Origin of the sequence: Prosthecobacter algae (genome assembly GCF_039542385.1) — a bacterium.
Taxonomy (GTDB): Bacteria; Verrucomicrobiota; Verrucomicrobiia; order Verrucomicrobiales; family Verrucomicrobiaceae; genus Prosthecobacter; species Prosthecobacter algae.
The window spans coordinates 161,790-178,005 of the sequence record NZ_BAABIA010000008.1 but is presented as its reverse complement, the minus strand read 5'-3'; the positions used below and the strand labels follow the sequence as shown (position 1 = coordinate 178,005).

The 16,216-nt window shown below is 59.0% G+C and carries 7 protein-coding genes; 5 read left to right on the top strand and 2 right to left on the bottom strand.

The genetic code is table 11. The features are described 5' to 3' along the window. Positions 1-39 precede the first annotated feature (39 nt). Positions 40-3,201 (bottom strand): DUF2339 domain-containing protein, encoded by a 3,162-nt coding sequence (locus ABEB25_RS18700; RefSeq protein WP_345737957.1) that lies wholly within the window; start codon positions 3,199-3,201, stop codon positions 40-42. A gap of 131 nt (positions 3,202-3,332) precedes the next feature. On the opposite strand from ABEB25_RS18700, the gene ABEB25_RS18695 reads away from it, so the two are divergent. The 3 genes from ABEB25_RS18695 (at position 3,333) to ABEB25_RS18685 (ending at position 8,412) form a co-directional block, all read left to right on the top strand. After that, positions 3,333-3,545 (top strand): hypothetical protein, encoded by a 213-nt coding sequence (locus tag ABEB25_RS18695; protein WP_345737956.1) that lies wholly within the window; start codon positions 3,333-3,335, stop codon positions 3,543-3,545. A 75-nt stretch (positions 3,546-3,620) separates the two neighbouring features. Continuing rightward, complete coding sequence (locus ABEB25_RS18690) at positions 3,621-5,042, top strand: class II fumarate hydratase (protein WP_345737955.1); 1,422 nt, start codon at positions 3,621-3,623, stop codon at positions 5,040-5,042. Between the two features lie 124 nt (positions 5,043-5,166). Beyond that, positions 5,167-8,412: a PAS domain S-box protein gene (locus tag ABEB25_RS18685; RefSeq protein WP_345737954.1), complete on the top strand. Its 3,246-nt coding sequence runs from the start codon at positions 5,167-5,169 to the stop codon at positions 8,410-8,412. Positions 8,413-8,430: 18 nt separating this feature from the next. Here ABEB25_RS18685 and ABEB25_RS18680 read toward each other — a convergent pair whose 3' ends face one another. Beyond that, complete coding sequence (locus ABEB25_RS18680; protein WP_345737953.1) at positions 8,431-9,318, bottom strand: MBL fold metallo-hydrolase; 888 nt, start codon at positions 9,316-9,318, stop codon at positions 8,431-8,433. A gap of 97 nt (positions 9,319-9,415) precedes the next feature. Here ABEB25_RS18680 and ABEB25_RS18675 point away from each other — a divergent pair, with 97 nt between their 5' ends. Together ABEB25_RS18675 and ABEB25_RS18670 are read left to right on the top strand one after the other, a co-directional pair. Further along, positions 9,416-10,003, top strand: a complete 588-nt coding sequence (locus tag ABEB25_RS18675; protein WP_345737952.1) for an LOG family protein — start codon at positions 9,416-9,418, stop codon at positions 10,001-10,003. 97 nt (positions 10,004-10,100) lie between these two features. Beyond that, positions 10,101-16,214: a Calx-beta domain-containing protein gene (locus ABEB25_RS18670; RefSeq protein WP_345737951.1), complete on the top strand. Its 6,114-nt coding sequence runs from the start codon at positions 10,101-10,103 to the stop codon at positions 16,212-16,214. Positions 16,215-16,216: the final 2 nt, after the last annotated feature.

The window sequence follows — 16,216 nt, the reverse complement described above, 5'->3', positions numbered from 1 at the left end:
ACACTCTTTAGTGCAGGATGAGCCATTAAAATGGATGTATCATCGTTCCCGTTCCTGCCGCGCATAAAAGCGTTGATACAGGAACGAGGCTCCAAGGGCGATGATGGCGACGACGATGAGGGCACCGATGCGGTAGATGCTTTCGATGTTGGCCAGGTCGTGGAAGAACAGCTTCACCAGCGTGATGCCCATGAGCCCGATCCCGGCATAGCGTGCAGCTCTGGCATCCAGCCGGAAGCCGATGATGAGGAGCGCCAGGGCAAAAAGGGCCCAGGCGATGCTGAAGGTCATGCTGCGGGCGAAGTTGCCGCCCCAATCGATGGAGATGAAACGCTCGCCAGGCAGGGTAAACCAGTCGGCAATCTCGATGTTCATCAGCAGGAACATCAGGATGCCGCCAAAGCTCCAAAGGATGGCGCGGAGATTGAGACCATTGAGGCGGTCGCGTGGCGGGGCGAGCCACCAGGCGGCGGCGAACATGGCCAGCGCGGAGATGCCGTAGATGTATAAAAACCAGTTCCAGATAGGAGTGTCACTGCGTTCTTGGTAGCTGAGAACGGAAGGGTTTAAGGCCAGTCGGACAAAGGAGGTGGTCAGCAGGCCAAAGCCTACCCGACGTAGCCCCTCATGCGGCACCCGGGTGTAGAGCCAGCAAAGTGCCGCCCCTTCCAGCACCCAGCCGAGGGTGATCCACTGATGATCAAACTGGACGGGAAAAATGAGGGTGATGAAGGCCAGGGCCACACCGCCAAACCAGGCGAGCTGGCTGTTGCGGACCAGCCGGTGAATTTCTGTTCCATGTGCTGGGGCCTGCATTTTCAGAACGGCCCAAAGCGAGGCCAGCGGAGGCAGGGCCAACAGTGCTGGAACCCAGCCCATGCGGTTTTCCAGGACTGGCAGGTGAGAGCAAACCTTGTAGATCAGGAATCCTTGCAGCAGCCATGTGACCGCAGAGACCACCCAGGGAAGAGCCACTTCTTTGAAGCGTGCTTTCCAGACAAACGGGTAGCTGGCAAATAGGGTGGCGATGCCAATGAACCAGCCTAGGGCCATCCAAGGCTGGGTGATGGAAACCCTCGGATGCAGATCCAGCCAGGTGTATTCCAGCAACCACATGCAGACGAGCGCTGCCAGCCCCAGGGCTGGCAGGCGGGAAAGGCGCATGAGCACCAGCAGCCCCAGAGACAGCAGCAAGCCGAGGGTGAATACCGGTGTGGGGTTGACCAAATCAAGGCGGTAGGTGGCGATGATCAGGAGGATGAAAGGCAGGGTGGCCGAGGCCATCGGCAGGAGGCCTTCCAGACTGCTCAGCCATTCGGAGCCGCTCCTTTTTTCCGCCCCAGTACGCTCTCGCAATCTGGCGGAAAGGACCGCGCTGGCCGCCGCAAAGACCAGGGAAAAACCGCCCAGGGTGGACAGAAATCCCCACGGGCTGGTGGCGATATCCAACAGGAAAAGCCAGAAGCCCATGGCCAGCAAAGTCACACAGAGGGCCAGCAGCACCGGGGCGAGGGCCAGCGTCACCCCCGCTACAGCGATGGTCATCAGGTTTAGCAGCAGGACGGTCGGCCAGATCATCCACGGCACGGTGGGCAGGGAAAACATGGGCACGATCACCAGCAGCACGGCCACGGGTCCCAGCCAGATGCCATGCCGCTGAGCCTGCATCGCCTCCGGCCGCTTGCGCATGGCCAGCAGGGCAAACCCCGTATGCATCAGGCCAAAGATGAGATAACTGACCAGCGCGGAGATCAGAGTCGCTTCAGTAAGCCGCAGGGAGCTCCACACCGCCAGATGGATAAAGCTGAGCAGCGCCGCCACCCATTGCGCCATCGCCACGCGTGGCTGCACCCAGATTTGCAGCATCACGGCCGCATTCAGGGCAAAGAGAAAGCCGTTCAGCACCAGCGGACGCGAGGTGATGAACTCATGTTCCAGAAACATGAAGGCCACGCCGAAACTCCAAGCAGTCAAGGCCAGTCCGCCCAGTGCCGGATGCAGCGAGGCCGTCTCCCTGGCCGAACTGGAAGCCTCGCGATGGTGCCTGCTCAGCCACCAGCTCGCTCCGGAAAACAAGATCGGGAAAAACACATGCACGGTCACTGGAATCCAGATCTTGGCGCTCAGGGCGTAGCCTCCCTTGTCGAACCATTGGAGGAACCACCCGGCCTCCAGCATGAGAGTGCCCGCCGCTCCACAAGCCACCAGGTAGGCCCAACCAGTTTTGCGAGTCACCGCCAGCAGGCCCAGGTCGATGAGCAGCACATAACCAAAAAGGCCGAGGGGATTGTCCACACCGGAATTGACAAAGACTGGGGTGAGAAACCCGCCCGCCATGCCCAGAACTGCGATGACCGGGGCCTGCATCCGCACTGCCAGAACGAAGGCCCCTGCGGTGATGAGCGACATGTAGGCGAAGGTGGTGAGGGTGCCAAAGGCGGGAAAGTGATAAAGCGCGTGGGCGGCATAAGTGACCCCGTAAAGGATTAGCACACCGGTGGCGGCCAGTGTTTGAGAAAGGACCGCATAGTCCCGGCTGCGGCGCATGAGGACGCCGGCGGTCACCAGACCTCCGCCGATGGCAAAGCCAATGGCCGTGCGCAGGGTCGGGGAGATGAGATTTCTCTCAAAGGCGTACTTCACAAAGAAAACGATCCCCAGGAACAGGGCCAGCCCACCGATCCAGGCAAACAGCTTCACCCCCAGAAACTGCTCCAGCGAGATGGCTGGCTTGGCGGCCTTCGTCGGCGAACTGCGCAGTGGGAGGGGTGCCTGTGGAGTCTGCGGGATGTGTGGTGGGTTTGCAGCCATCGGCGGAGGAAGCTCCACTTGAAGGGCTGGCTGCGCTGGTGAGGAGCTGTTTTCCCATGCTGGCAAGGGGGGAGGCTCGTCAGTCCCTGGCATGACAATTGGGGAGGTGGCGATCTGGGGGGAAATCTTTGGTGCTGGCACTGCTTCGCCCATGCCGGTCCTGCTGGCGGCTTGTGAAACCGGGGTAGCCACCTGCACTGGACTTGGCACAGGGGCGGCAGCGGGAGGCGCTTGCCGAAGCTCTAGAACTTGGGCCTGCAGCCGGGCCACGGCCTCGCGCAGCGCCTGGGTTTCCTTACGTGCTTCCGATGCCACATACCAGGCAATGGCCGGGCCAGCTAGAAAGTACAGCGCGAGGCCAAGGCCGAGAAGGACTAAGAGGGCTTCCATGGGCCAGTGTGGCGCGTCAGGTCCCAAAGTGCGAACAGGAAATCGGAGGAGGTCCGAAGGCCGGGAAATAGAATGAGCAGGCGAAAAAAACAATAAGCGCATCTCCTCCGGTGGCCGCGATGAAAGAGTGTATGAAAGACACGCTTATCACCCCAGTCCTGGCTGGCTCCGTGCTGGCTTTCACCCTGGCAATGGCTGCCATCGGTGCCCATGATGCGGCCAAGCCTTTTCCTGAAACCGCCGCGACGCGACCGATCGGCAAAGAGAAGAAGCAGGAGCCTCTGATTGCTGTCGTAAAGGAGGTTCCCGATTCCAGGGAGTTGCAGTCCTTCTCGGCACGCTAGATCCCAGGCTCTGCTTCCCCCCATGGGTTTCCTTTTTCGATTTCCGTTCTCAGGCAGATCTGCCAGCATGTCTGCATGAAGACCCGCCTCGAAAAAGACAGCATGGGTGAGATGAGTGTGCCGGATGACGCTCTCTATGGTGCCTCCACCCAGCGGGCGGTTTTGAATTTTCCCATCAGCGGCAGGCCGGTGCCTTTTCCGGTGATCCACGCTTACGGCCTCATCAAAGGTGCGGCAGCAAAGGTGCATCAGCAGTTAGGCCTGCTCTCCGCAGAAAGGGCTAGTCTGATTGTCCAGGCCGCGCAGGAGGTGGCAGAGGGCAGGCTGGATACCCATTTCGTTCTAGACATCTACCAGACGGGTTCGGGCACCAGCACGAACATGAATGTCAACGAGGTGATCTCCAACCGGGCCTGCCAGATCGCCGGGCAGCCCATCGGGGCCAAGGATCCAGTTCACCCGAATGACCATGTTAACCTGGGGCAGTCGTCGAACGACACTTTTCCCACCGCTTTGCACGTGGCCGTGGCGCGAGAACTGCAAGAGCGACTGCTGCCCGTGCTGGAGCGGCTGCAGGGGAGCTTAGCTCAGAAAGGAGATGAGTTTTGGGAAGTCCTGAAAATCGGGCGAACGCATCTCATGGATGCCACCCCTGTGCGGCTTGGCCAGGAATTCAGAGGGTATGCCCGCCAGGTGGAGCACGGGGTGGACCGCGTGCATAAGGCCATCAAGACCCTGGCGGAACTACCGCTGGGCGGCACAGCCGTGGGCACAGGGCTGAATTGCCATCCCGACTTTCCGGCGCAAGTCATTGCCTTGATCGCTGAAAAGACCGGGTTGCCGTTTCGGGAGGCGAAGGATCATTTTGAAGCGCAGTCCGCCAAAGATGCGCTGGTGGAAGTCAGCGGCCAGCTCAAGACCATTGCGACCAGCCTGTTCAAGATCGCCAATGACATCCGCTGGCTCAGTTCGGGCCCCCAGTGTGCGGTGGGGGAGATTTCGCTGCCGGCCACCCAGCCGGGCAGCAGCATCATGCCGGGCAAGGTAAATCCGGTGATGTGCGAGAGCCTGATGCAGGTCTGTGCCCGTGTTTTTGGGAACGATGCCACCGTCACTTGGTGCGCGGCCCACGGGAATTTTGAGCTGAATGTCATGATGCCCGCCTTGGGAGCTGCATTGCTCGAAAGCATCGAACTGCTGACCCATGCCGCTCATGTCTTTGAGGAGCGTTGCATTCGCGGGATCGAGGCTAACCAGGAGCGTTGCAGTGGATTCATCGAGCAAAGCTTGGCCTTGGTGACGGGGCTCAATTCGAAGATCGGCTATGATCGTGCAGCCGCCATTGCTAAGGAAAGTGTCCGCACGGGCATCCCGGTCCGGCAAATCTGCCTGGGGCGTCTGGCCGAACTCGGCCTCACGGAGCTGGAACTCAATGAGGCCCTGGATCCAGCCCGCATGTGCGCCCCAGATCCGCTTTCGGTGGGAGGCTTGGGCTGAAGGAACCTCTCAACGAATGACCATGGAGGATGACAAAATCACAAAACGAATGTACTTAGGGTCGTCCTGTGGCAGGCGGCTGCTTCGTTTGACCTGAGTTGTCGCCACTGTTGAACTGCTGAATATGGAATCCACTTCCGCCATGCCTCCTTTCCTGGGTTTAGCCAAGTTCGACGAGGATGAAGGCCCTGTGCGGCGCATTCTGGAAAGTATCGGAGACGGTTTTTATGGTTTTGATGACCAGTGGCGCTTTACCTTTGTGAACGAGGCGGGGCGCCGGATCCTGGCTTTTTACAGCGAGTCGGCAGATGCCTTGTTGGGCCGAAATTATTGGGAAATGTTTCCTTCAACACGTGGCACGGTGATTGAGACGGAGTTTCTCCGAGCGGTGGCGGAAGGGGTCTCGGTGGAGTTCGAAGTCTTTTACCCGCCTTGGGACTGTTGGTTCTCGGTGCGTGGTTTTCCCATCAGAGGGGGTGGGCTGTCCGTGTACTTTCGCGACATCACGAAGGATAAGGCCGTGGCGGCGGCGCTGAAGTCGAGTGAGGAACGCTACCGGTCTCTGTTTGAGTCCATCAATGACGGATTCTGTGTGATCGAGATGGTGTGGGATGCCGAGGGAAACCCGGTGGACTACCGATTTTTGGAGACCAACCTGGCCTTTGAAAAACATTCCGGGCTGAAATCAGCCCAGGGTAAAACCATCCGCGAGATGAATCCTCAGCATGAGGAGCATTGGTTTCAGATTTATGGTCGGGTGGCGAGCTCGGGAGAACCTGTCAATTTTTCTGAGGGCTCGGACTCGCTGGGCCGGTGGTTCGATGTCTATGCCTTTCCTATCGGCAGACGTGAGCAGCGACATGTGGCGGTCAAGTTTACCGACATCACTGAACGTTGCCTGAAGGACCGGGAGGTGGCCAGACTGGGGCAGGAAAACCGCGCCCGGTTGGCGGAGTTGGAAACCTTGCTGGAAGTGTTGCCGGTAGGCATTGCCATCTCCAATGACCCTGAGTGCAGCCACATCCGGATCAATGCCGCATTTTCCAGGATGCTAGAAGTGCCCAAGGACGGCAATGCATCAAAAACGGCACCCTCCGAGCAGGTTCCGATGAATTTTCAGGTGATGGATGACTCAGGTGCCGAAGTGCCCGCGAGGGATCTACCCATGCAGGTCGCGGCACGGGATGGGCGTGAAATCCGAGACTGTGAATTGAATGTGGCCTTTGAGGATGGCCGGGTGCTGCGTTTCCTGGAGTATGTATCCCCTTTGTTCGATGAACATGGCACACCTCGAGGCAGCATCGGCGCTTTTCTCGATATCACCGAAAGGCGGCAGGCCGAGCAGCGGCAGAAGTTTTTGCTGGCTCTGGATGATGCCGTGAGACCATTGAGCAATGCTGAGGAAATTGTGGCCGTTTCGGCTAGGCTTCTGGGAGAGCATTTGCGGGTGGACCGCTGTGCCTATGCGGATATCGAAAGCGATGCGGATACGATGAACATCGTGGGTGACTATACCCGGGGTGTGCCCAGCATCGTCGGTCGCTACGCATTCACTCAGTTCGGTACAGAGGTCTTGGAACTGATGCGTGCAGATCAGGCCTACGTGGTCAATGACATCCGCAGCCAACCGCCCTCATCTCCAGCCATGGCGGCCTATCAGGCTGCGCAGATCGTCGCGGTGGTATGTGTGCCTCTGCACAAGGATGGTAGATTGGTGGCGGCGATGGCGGTACACATGCAGGCTCCCCGGCGCTGGAAAAGCGATGAAGTCACCCTGGTCCAACATGTGGCTAACCGTTGCTGGGAGGCCCTGGAGAGGGCGCGAGTAACCCGGGACTTGAAAGAGAGCGAGGCCCGCTTTCGCCAGGTCGCGGATCTCATGCCGCAGGTCGTGTGGATGGCCCAGCCAGATGGATTCATCGACTATTACAACCTGCGCTGGCAGGAGCTCACCGGCCAGTCAGTCATTTCTAGGGGTGATGCTAGCTGGATGCCTGTGATGCATCCTGATGATCTTCAAGCGTGTTTTGACCGCTGGTATCATTCGGTGAATACGGGGGAGTCTTTTGATAGCCGGTTTCGCCTGCGGAACCAGTCCACAGGTGAGTTCCGCTGGTTTCTCTCACGGGCACTGCCTTTGAGAAATGAGAGGGATGAAATCGTGCGTTGGTACGGTACCTCTACAGACATTGATGACCTGGTGCGCGCCGAAGAATCCACCCGGCAGGCCAGGGCAGAGGCTGAGCGCGCGAACCGAGCCAAGGATGATTTTCTAGCCGCGCTGTCGCATGAGCTGCGCACTCCCCTGACCCCCGTCTTGTTGGCCGTAGAGGATCTCTGTGGCGATCCTAACCTGCCCGCCAGCGTGAACTCAACGCTGCGCATGATGCAACGAAATATTGGACTGGAAGCAAGGCTGATTGATGATCTTCTGGATCTCACCCGCATCGCTCATGGCAAGATGGTGCTCCGGCTACAGGAGGGAGATGCGCACATACTCTTTGATCATGCTCTGGAAATCGCCCGTGAGGATGCCCAGGCAAAAGGGCTCGCCATTCGCGTGGATCTCTCCGCTACAAAGACACTCGTCCGTTGCGATCCGGCGCGCATCCAGCAGGTGTTTTGGAATCTTCTCAAGAACGCCATCAAGTTCACTCCTACCAACGGCAATATCACCGTGCGTTCCTATGATGAAGGCGGTTTCCTCGTCCTGGAAGTTCGTGATACAGGCATCGGCATTGCTGCGGAAATGGTGGAGCGTATTTTCAGGCCCTTTGAGCAGGCGGACCTGACGACCGCTCATCGTTTTGGCGGGCTCGGACTGGGGCTTTCCATTTCGAAGGCGATTGTGGACATGCATGAAGGGCAAATCACAGCGGAGAGCGCAGGGGCAGATTCGGGTGCCACCTTTCGGGTTAAACTTCCGTCCGTCGGTGTTTACAAGGAAAAGGCTGCCTCATCAGGCTCAGGCCATGGAACGGCAGCCCGATCCTCGCAGATCGGTCACACCCGTTCATTGCGGCTGCTGGTGGTGGAGGATCATGAACCCACATTAACCGTTCTGGAGCGGCTGCTGAAGCGTGCCGGACATCAGGTGACCTGTGCAGGCAGTCTGGCCACGGCGCAGGCGGCTGCCACTGGCTTAACTTTCGACTTGGTGGTCAGTGACATCGGCCTGCCCGATGGCACGGGGATGGATCTCATGAGAAGCCTGCGGGAGCTCTATGGCCTGCGCGGAATCGCGCTCACCGGCTACGGCATGGAGGAGGACCTCCGTCTAGCCTATGAAGCGGGGTTTGTGGCCCACCTGACCAAGCCGGTGGAGTTCGTCGAATTGCGCCGTCTGCTGGCCGGGCTGACTCCTGGCTAGGCTTGAGGAAGGCCGCAGTTACGGATTTTTCTCCACATATAGCCGCACTCCGTCCGCACACATGCCGGTGGCATTGCTCATCTGGTGGAGTTGCCAGTCTGCGGGGGAAAGGCCGGTAGCGGTGGCCAGTGCGTGCTCCGTTTCGCCGTAACGTTTTTCGATCTCCGCAGGCGTGCAGCCTTGCTGCATCCAGGTGCGGACGTTTTGATGAACTTCCTCAATGCGCTGTCGATAACGGCTGAGATGGTCCTTCACATCGGTGACTTCACCAAAATGAGTGAGGAAGAGCTGCTGGAAATTGCCAGCCAGTAGACGGTCCACCGAGGCAACGTAAGCGGGGGGATCAAACTGCGGAGGGGCGGCCGTCACGGAAAGATAGGGGCTGCCCGCCAGACGAAGGCCGGCAACATCGCCCGTGAAGCAGGCATCGCCGACGACGAAAGCATGGTGGTGGCGTGCATGCCCTGGGGTATCCCATGCTGTGAACTGTACCTCGCCCACGCGGATGCATTCATTGTCCGCCAGGGCGGTCACGCGCTCTTCCGGGGCGGGCAGCATCTCTCCCCAGAGGGTGTCCATCCGCTCTGCATACACGCGCCGGGCACTGTCCATGAGACGGCTGGGATCCACCAAATGACGGGCGGCGCTGGGGTGGCAGTAAACCTGGGCCCCCTGCTGGGCCCACCAGCCTGCGGCCCCTGCGTGGTCAAGGTGGATGTGGGTGACAAAAACATGCCGTACATCTCCCGGTTGGAATCCCTTCGCCTGCAAGGCCTGGCGCAGGGTTGGCAGCGTGGAACCGGGGCCGGTCTCGATCAGGGCCAGTTCATGCCCGCTTTCCACCAGATAGGCGGCGATGAGGCCGGGAGTGTTTTGGAACTGGAGATCGAGGGTGTGGACGCGCATGAGGGGCAGGGAAGATGAATAGAATGCCACCTGAAGCCAGAGATTCCAGGGCCGTTTCCATTCTTGATCCCCCGTGAGAAATCGTGGACAAGGCGGGATGCGAATTGCCATCTACTGCGGAGCCAACGGCGGAAGCGACCTTTTATACCGGCAGGCTGCCGCCGGGGTGGCGGCCTTTTTGGCTGGCGAGGGCATCGGTCTGGTCTATGGAGGTGGCAATGTCGGACTGATGGGTTGCATCGCGGATGCGGCCCTGAAGGCCGGGGGCCAGGTCATCGGCGTCATTCCTCAGTCCCTCATGGAAAAGGAGCTGGGCCATGGTGGCGTGACCGAGCTGCATGTGGTGCGCTCAATGCATGAGCGAAAGCAAATGATGGTGGACCTCAGCGATGGCTTCATCGCTCTTCCTGGTGGATTTGGCACCCTGGATGAACTCTTCGAAACGCTCACTTGGCTGCAACTGAGCTTTCACGCGAAGCCTGTGGGGCTGCTGAATGTGAACGGCTTTTTCGATGGGTTGCTGCTCTTTTTGGACCACATGACCTCCCAAGGTTTTTTAAAGCAAGAGCATCGGGAATGTGTGCTTGTGGCGGAAGATCCCGCCGAACTGTTGGCCAAGATGCGCAGCTTCCGTGCTCCTGAACTGGGGAAATGGATTGAAAAAATGGTTTCTACGGAGCGTTGAATGAGGGCTTCCACTTTCGGTCGCCCCTGTGATTTTAATCTGGCTTTGCTGTAGGAATCGGGGCATGAATTAAGATTCCACCCTCTGTTAAATTCCTATGCGGCTCTATCCTAGTTCTCGGTTTTTCAAGTCACTGGCCTTCATTCTGCCTCTGGCGGTAGGAGGTGGGGTGTGGTGGCTGGCTGGCCTGCAATCTCCTCTAGGAGAGCAACCCGCGCATACGGATGCGCGTGCAGCAGTGGAAAAGCAGGTGCCCCTCATGCCGATGACGCGTCTGGGTGGGAGCTTTGGGCTGCCTGCCGCCGAAGTGCAGGCGGAGGATGTTTTCGCCAAATTCGAAGCCTGGGCAGCCTCTTATGATGACAAGAATGCCACCGAAACCCTGGCGGAAGGTGTTCAACTGGCCCAGCAAAGGCGAGATGCTCTGAAAACGCTCATCCAGACGGATCCACGTGCGGCCCTCGCGCGAGCTTTGCCGTGGACCTTGCGCAACAAAATGCCGCAGGAGGTGACTCCGTTGCTGGAGCAGCGGGTTTCTGCTCTGGCGGAATATTCGGTCAAGGGGGCACGCATGGCTCCTGAATCGAGGGTGAAGGTCGCCCCGGTCCAGCGGCATGCGGTGATTGATGGCCAGATCTATGAGGCTTACGTTTATGGGCGGCGTGAATGGCTTGGCTCGAAGAATGACCTGCCTGTGGAAGGCATCGCCGTGGACCAAAGTCTGGCCATTCTCGAGCGCCCGGTGCGCGAAATGGAGGCTGGCGAACCGCAGCCTATCCGGGGGGTGAAACCTGCCGCGCAAGACGAGCACCAGACCAATCTGCCACCTGCGGCACCTCCTGTACTGGTCTCTGGTGGCCAGGGCTACCAGACCTGCTGTTCTACCCATGCCTCCGCGATGGAAGCCAGCCTGGGAGAAATGGAAAACAGGCTGGGGCCGAACATGGGCTATGACGTGGCTGAGTCTGCGTGGACAGAAGGGGCCAAGGACATCCTGGTCATTCGTGTGGACTTTTCGGACGTGACCGGCGCGCCGCAAAACATCAACCCCGTGGTAACGATCACCCCGAATTTTGCCACCAATCTCATCAACGACGTGACCAACACTTTCATGTCGGAGGTGTCCTATGGGAAGACCAGTGTCAATCTCAACACGGCAGATGTCACCCCGGTGCTGAGAATGCCCAGGACGGCTGCTTTTTATGCCGTGAATAATGATGCTGACCGTCTCCGTCTGGACAGTTTGGCCGCAGCCACGGCCGCAGGCTACGTGGTCGGCGACTATGACCGCCAGATGGTGGTGTTTAGCTGGATTGGCACCAGCCGCGTTCCCAACTCACGGTTTGGCTGGGCTGGCCTGGGCCAGATCAACGGCCCGTTCACGTGGTACAACGGCTACTTTGATGACCGTGTGGTGCCTCATGAACTGGGACATAACCTCAGCCTTTGGCACGCCAATCTCTGGCAGGTGGGGGGCACGAATCCGGTGGATCTGGACGATGGTTTTGCTGCCGAGTATGAAGATCCCTTCGATGGCATGGGGAACGGTTTTTATGCTCCGATCAATCTGCTGCACTTCAACCCCTGGTTCCTCAACCGCATCGACTGGCTGCCGAACAGTGCCGTGCTGAATGTCGTCGCTCCCGGAACCTATCGGATTTACCGTTTTGACCACCCAGGTGCTCCGCTGAGCCGACCACTGGCCATCAAGATCACCAAGGACGCCACGCGCAATTACTGGATCGGCTACCGTCGCCGTTTCGCAGGCCTCAGCGGCAGTTTGGCCGATGTTTCTGCCGGGGCCTATATCGTCTGGGGATTTAATTCCAATCGAGGCAGCGAGCTGATTGATGTGGATACCCCCGGCTTCAATCCCAACGACGCTTCTCTAAATGTGGGCGGCGTCCTACGCGATACCGATGCTGGCCTCGTTATGCGGGTGATTTCAGCCGGTGGCACCGGTGTGGATGAATACATTGATGTCCGGGTGGACCAGGACAATCGCATCTACCCGCTGCAGACTACTTATGACGTGGATGAGTCGGCTGGCACGGTAACACTTACCTTGGCCCGTTCGGGTGAACCGAATGAAACCTCGACCGTCAGTGTTTCCACCCAAGACGGCAGCGCCGTATCTCCTTCGGATTACACGGCCACAACGACGACGGTGACTTGGATCGGGACGGACGTCTCCAACAAGACCGTGACGATCCCCATCACGGCCAATGCGGTGCGCGAAGGACCAGAAAGTTTCCTGGTCAACATCACTCTCACGGTGGGGGTAACTTCCGTGGTCTCCGGCAGTCCGGTGACGGTCAACATCCGGGAGCCTGGCATGACGGACTCCTCGTTTGTTCATGGAAGTTTCTCAGCTTCCGGCAGCGTGCGGAATGTGGTGGTGGAGCCCGATGGCCAGATTGCCTTTGTAGGCGGGGCCACGATTCTGGGGCCAACGAGGATTGATGGTTTGGGTCGATTGTCATCGGCAGGCGTTTTGGACATGACATTTAACCGCAGTGAAGGGGCCTCCCCGCTGCCTGTGCTGGCCCTGGCGCGGCAAGCGGATGGAAAGTTTGTGATGGGGGGGGTTTTCACCAGCCTGCGTGGCCAGCCGCTTGCAGGCATTGGCCGGGTGGAAAACGACGGCGGAATTGACTCGAGCTTTGATCCTGGATCCGGTGCCCAGGGGCCAGGGGCGACAGGCAGCACGGTTCGCGCCATCGCCATTCAGGCAGATGGGCGCATCCTCGTCGGGGGAGATTTCACCATTTTCGACGGGCAGGCCCGGCTTGGATTGGCCCGGCTATTGCCAGACGGCTCCCTGGACGACAGTTTCCTAGCCTCAGCGATCCCTGGCATCAGTGAAATGGAGGTGGAAGCCATCGTGCTGCTGCCGAACGGCAAGATGGTTGTCGGTGGGCAGATTCGCACCTCAGCGGTGGATGAACTATTTCAGGGTGGCTACAGCAGCGGCGTGCTGCGCCTGAATGCGGATGGCAGCGTGGATACCAGCTTTGACATCGGTGCAGGTGCTCATCTCGCCGGCAACTTGGCCAATGTTCAGCGAGTGACGTCCCTGGCCTTGCAGCAGGATGGCAAGGTGCTGGTGGGAGGCATGTTCACAGCTTTCAATGGCACTTCAGCCTCACGCCTAGTGCGGCTCAACACAAACGGCAGCCTCGATACCGCCTTCCAGACCGCGTTAGGTGTGGCTGGCCTCAACGGTCTCGCTCGGAGCATCGAGGTCCAAGGAGACGGGCGTATCTTGCTGGCGGGCGACTTTACTTCGGTCTCTGGCACCGCGCGCAATTTCATCGCCCGCCTGCAATCTACCGGAGCGATGGACACCGGCTTTGATGTGGGACTACCCCTGCTTTATGGCGGCGGCAGCTTCAATGTCGCCCATCAGGTAAAAATGCAGCCCGATGCCCGCATGCTTCTGGCCACAGATGCCACAGGCAGCGGGGATACCACTGTCCGGCGTGTTTTCAGCGGTCAGCTTGGCAGGTCCGGTATAGTGGAATTTGTCAATGGTTCAGCCTCTGTCAATGAGGGCAGCCAGACGATGGTGGAGGTCCGTCGCACAGGCGGCAGCCTAGGCACGGTCTCAGTGAATTATGCTCTCGTGGCAGGTTCCGCAAATGCCACAGACTATGCTGAAGCCAGCGGTACCCTGACTTGGGCAAATGGAGACACGGCATCTAAATTTATCCCTGTTCAGGCGACAGGGGATGTCGTGGCTGAAAGCACCGAGTTTTTCAATGTGCAGTTAGGTGTTCCTGTGGGGGGAGTCTTCCTGGGGGACCGCGCGCAGTCCACCATCTCGATCATCGATCCAGGAGCGGCAGGCTTCTCCACCGTCCAGTTCGCTGTGGACTCAAGCACCTTGGATGAATCGTCCACAGCCACCCGGATCGTGACGGTGGAACTGTCCGAAGCCGCCGATGAGACGGTGATCGTCCCCGTTGTTTTGGGAGGCTCAGCCACCAATGCCGGTGTGGGAAGCAACGGTGATTACCGAATTTCTCCTGCGCCGCCGCTGGTGTTTACAGCCGGTGAGACTTCGAAGACGCTGACGATTACTTCCTTGCAAGACAATGCGGTGGAAGGCACGGAAACGCTGACGCTGCGGCTCAACTTCCCCACGGGTCCCGCGTTGGTGGGCAGCCCCAACCTGCACACGATGACCGTGGTGGATGATGACCAGCCTCCGGTGGTCAGTGGCCTGCCAAACCATCTGATTGTCGCTCTTGGAAGGCCAGCGGGACCTTTTGAGTCCAATGTTGCCGGCTCCCTGCCTTTGACGTTGGAGTGGTACTTGAACAACAAGAAGATCCCGGGGGTTTCGGATCAGGCCTACACGGTCCCTGCAGCCACACTGAAAGATGCGGGCACCTATTTCATGAAGGCGAAAAACCGTCTCGCCGAAGGCGTCGGTGCGGCGTCTGAACTGGTGGTGGTGGATGCAAGTACCCGCACCATCGTGCTGCCAGTGGGGACCAAGGCGACTTTCAAAATGGATGCTGCCGGCAATAACATTGGTTATACCTGGCGCAAGCTGGATGCCAATCTAGCGGCCAATACAAGGGCCACCACCCGCTTTGACAAAAGCATCTCCATCTCAGGCCTGACGTTGGAAGATTCCGGCACCTATGTGTGCCGGGTCAGCAGCCCGTTGGCGGTCAATCCGCTGGGCGAGATGCCTAACGAGAGGTTCATGGACGGCGCGGTTCACATCCTCAAGGTTGTGGATACTGCACCTGAGTTCCTGACGCTCGAGGATGGGGACTTCCTGCCTGGGGCCATTGTCAGCGGATTGTACGAATATGCGATCGAGGTGAATCCCACCGTGAATAAGGCCCCCATGTCCTACACGGCTGTGGGCCTGCCTGCCGGATTGAAGGTGGATGCCGTCAGCGGTGTGATTCGTGGCCGTCCGACGGTGCGGAAAGATGCGGCCTATGATGTCACTCTGACGGCTGCCAATAAGGCCGGACGCGCAACGGTGAAGGTAAAGCTGCAGGTGGATGCCTTCCCCGCCAATGTGGCTGGTGACTACGTGGCCGTCCTCGGTCGCCAGCTCAATTTGAACCAGGAAATTGGCGGACGTCTGGATCTTAAAATTACATCAACCGGTGCCTTCAGCGGCAAGCTGGTGCATGGGGGCCTCACTCACACGTTGAAAGGTGTGATGGATGTTTTCAGGGCAGACTCGCAACCACCTTTGCGCCTTCCTTCGGGCAGTCTGCGCATCGTGCGCACGGGCAAACCGGTGCCGCGCCCGCTCGACCTCTATTTTGAGATTGATCCTGGCACTCGGCGTCTCATCAATGCCACTGTCGGCGATGGATTTTTCTCCCTGAACTTCAGTGGCTGGAAGCAGACCTGGGATGCCAAGAACAATAAGGCCGACGCCTTTGATGGCTACCATACCTTTGCCCTGGAGATGCCGGATGCGATCCCCAACGTCCCGCGTGGCTATGGCCATGGCAGCATCTCCGTCAGCCTTGCCGGAGTGGCCAGCATCGCTGGGAAAACGGGGGATGGCGAGTCCATCACCGCAGGCAGCTTCATCAGTGAAACGGGGGAGGTCGCCTTCTTCCTGCCGCTGTACAAGACCAAGCCAACGGGCTCCATGCTAGGCAAGCTGCAGCTTGATCGCGGAACTTCGGAAACCGATGATGCCGACAATCGTCTCACAGGTCTGCTGGACTGGCTGCGGCCGGAAACCAGGACGGCCAATGCCCGCATGTATGCAGCCGGTTTTGGCCCTGTGGAGATCCGGGCCTTTGGCGGGCGTTATCTGCCGCAAACGCTGGCATTGGGCCTACCTGTTCCAGGCCAGGGCCGTGTCACCTTTACAGATGCCGGGCCTGCCCCTTCGCGAAATCCAAATGCGACCTTTGATCTAGGGTTGAAAAACAAGGTCACTCTGGTGGGCAGCAATGCGGCGCTCACTTCCCTGAAGGTGGATTCTGCCAAAGGTTCTTACAGTGGCAAATTCACGCTGGAAGACACCAATCCGCGCCCCCCACCCCCCACGGTGAAGCGCCCCGTGACCTATCAGGGCATGGTGGTGCCAACGGAGAATGGTCTGCGCGGTTATGGCTACTTTACGCTGCCACAATTGCCGATGGCTGATCCGCCTACGACACCGACGACTTCCCCGATTCTGTCTGGCAAGTCGCTGTTTTCTCCTGTTGAGGAGTGATT

Bases quoted from the DNA above. Each gene is read 5' to 3' on its own strand.
- ABEB25_RS18700 (WP_345737957.1), bottom strand. From the start codon at position 3,201: ATGGAAGCCCTCTTAGTCCTTCTCGGCCTTGGCCTCGCGCTGTACTTT.
- ABEB25_RS18695 (WP_345737956.1), top strand. From the start codon at position 3,333: ATGAAAGACACGCTTATCACCCCAGTCCTGGCTGGCTCCGTGCTGGCT.
- ABEB25_RS18690 (WP_345737955.1), top strand. From the start codon at position 3,621: ATGAAGACCCGCCTCGAAAAAGACAGCATGGGTGAGATGAGTGTGCCG.
- ABEB25_RS18685 (WP_345737954.1), top strand. From the start codon at position 5,167: ATGGAATCCACTTCCGCCATGCCTCCTTTCCTGGGTTTAGCCAAGTTC.
- ABEB25_RS18680 (WP_345737953.1), bottom strand. From the start codon at position 9,318: ATGCGCGTCCACACCCTCGATCTCCAGTTCCAAAACACTCCCGGCCTC.
- ABEB25_RS18675 (WP_345737952.1), top strand. From the start codon at position 9,416: ATGCGAATTGCCATCTACTGCGGAGCCAACGGCGGAAGCGACCTTTTA.
- ABEB25_RS18670 (WP_345737951.1), top strand. From the start codon at position 10,101: ATGCGGCTCTATCCTAGTTCTCGGTTTTTCAAGTCACTGGCCTTCATT.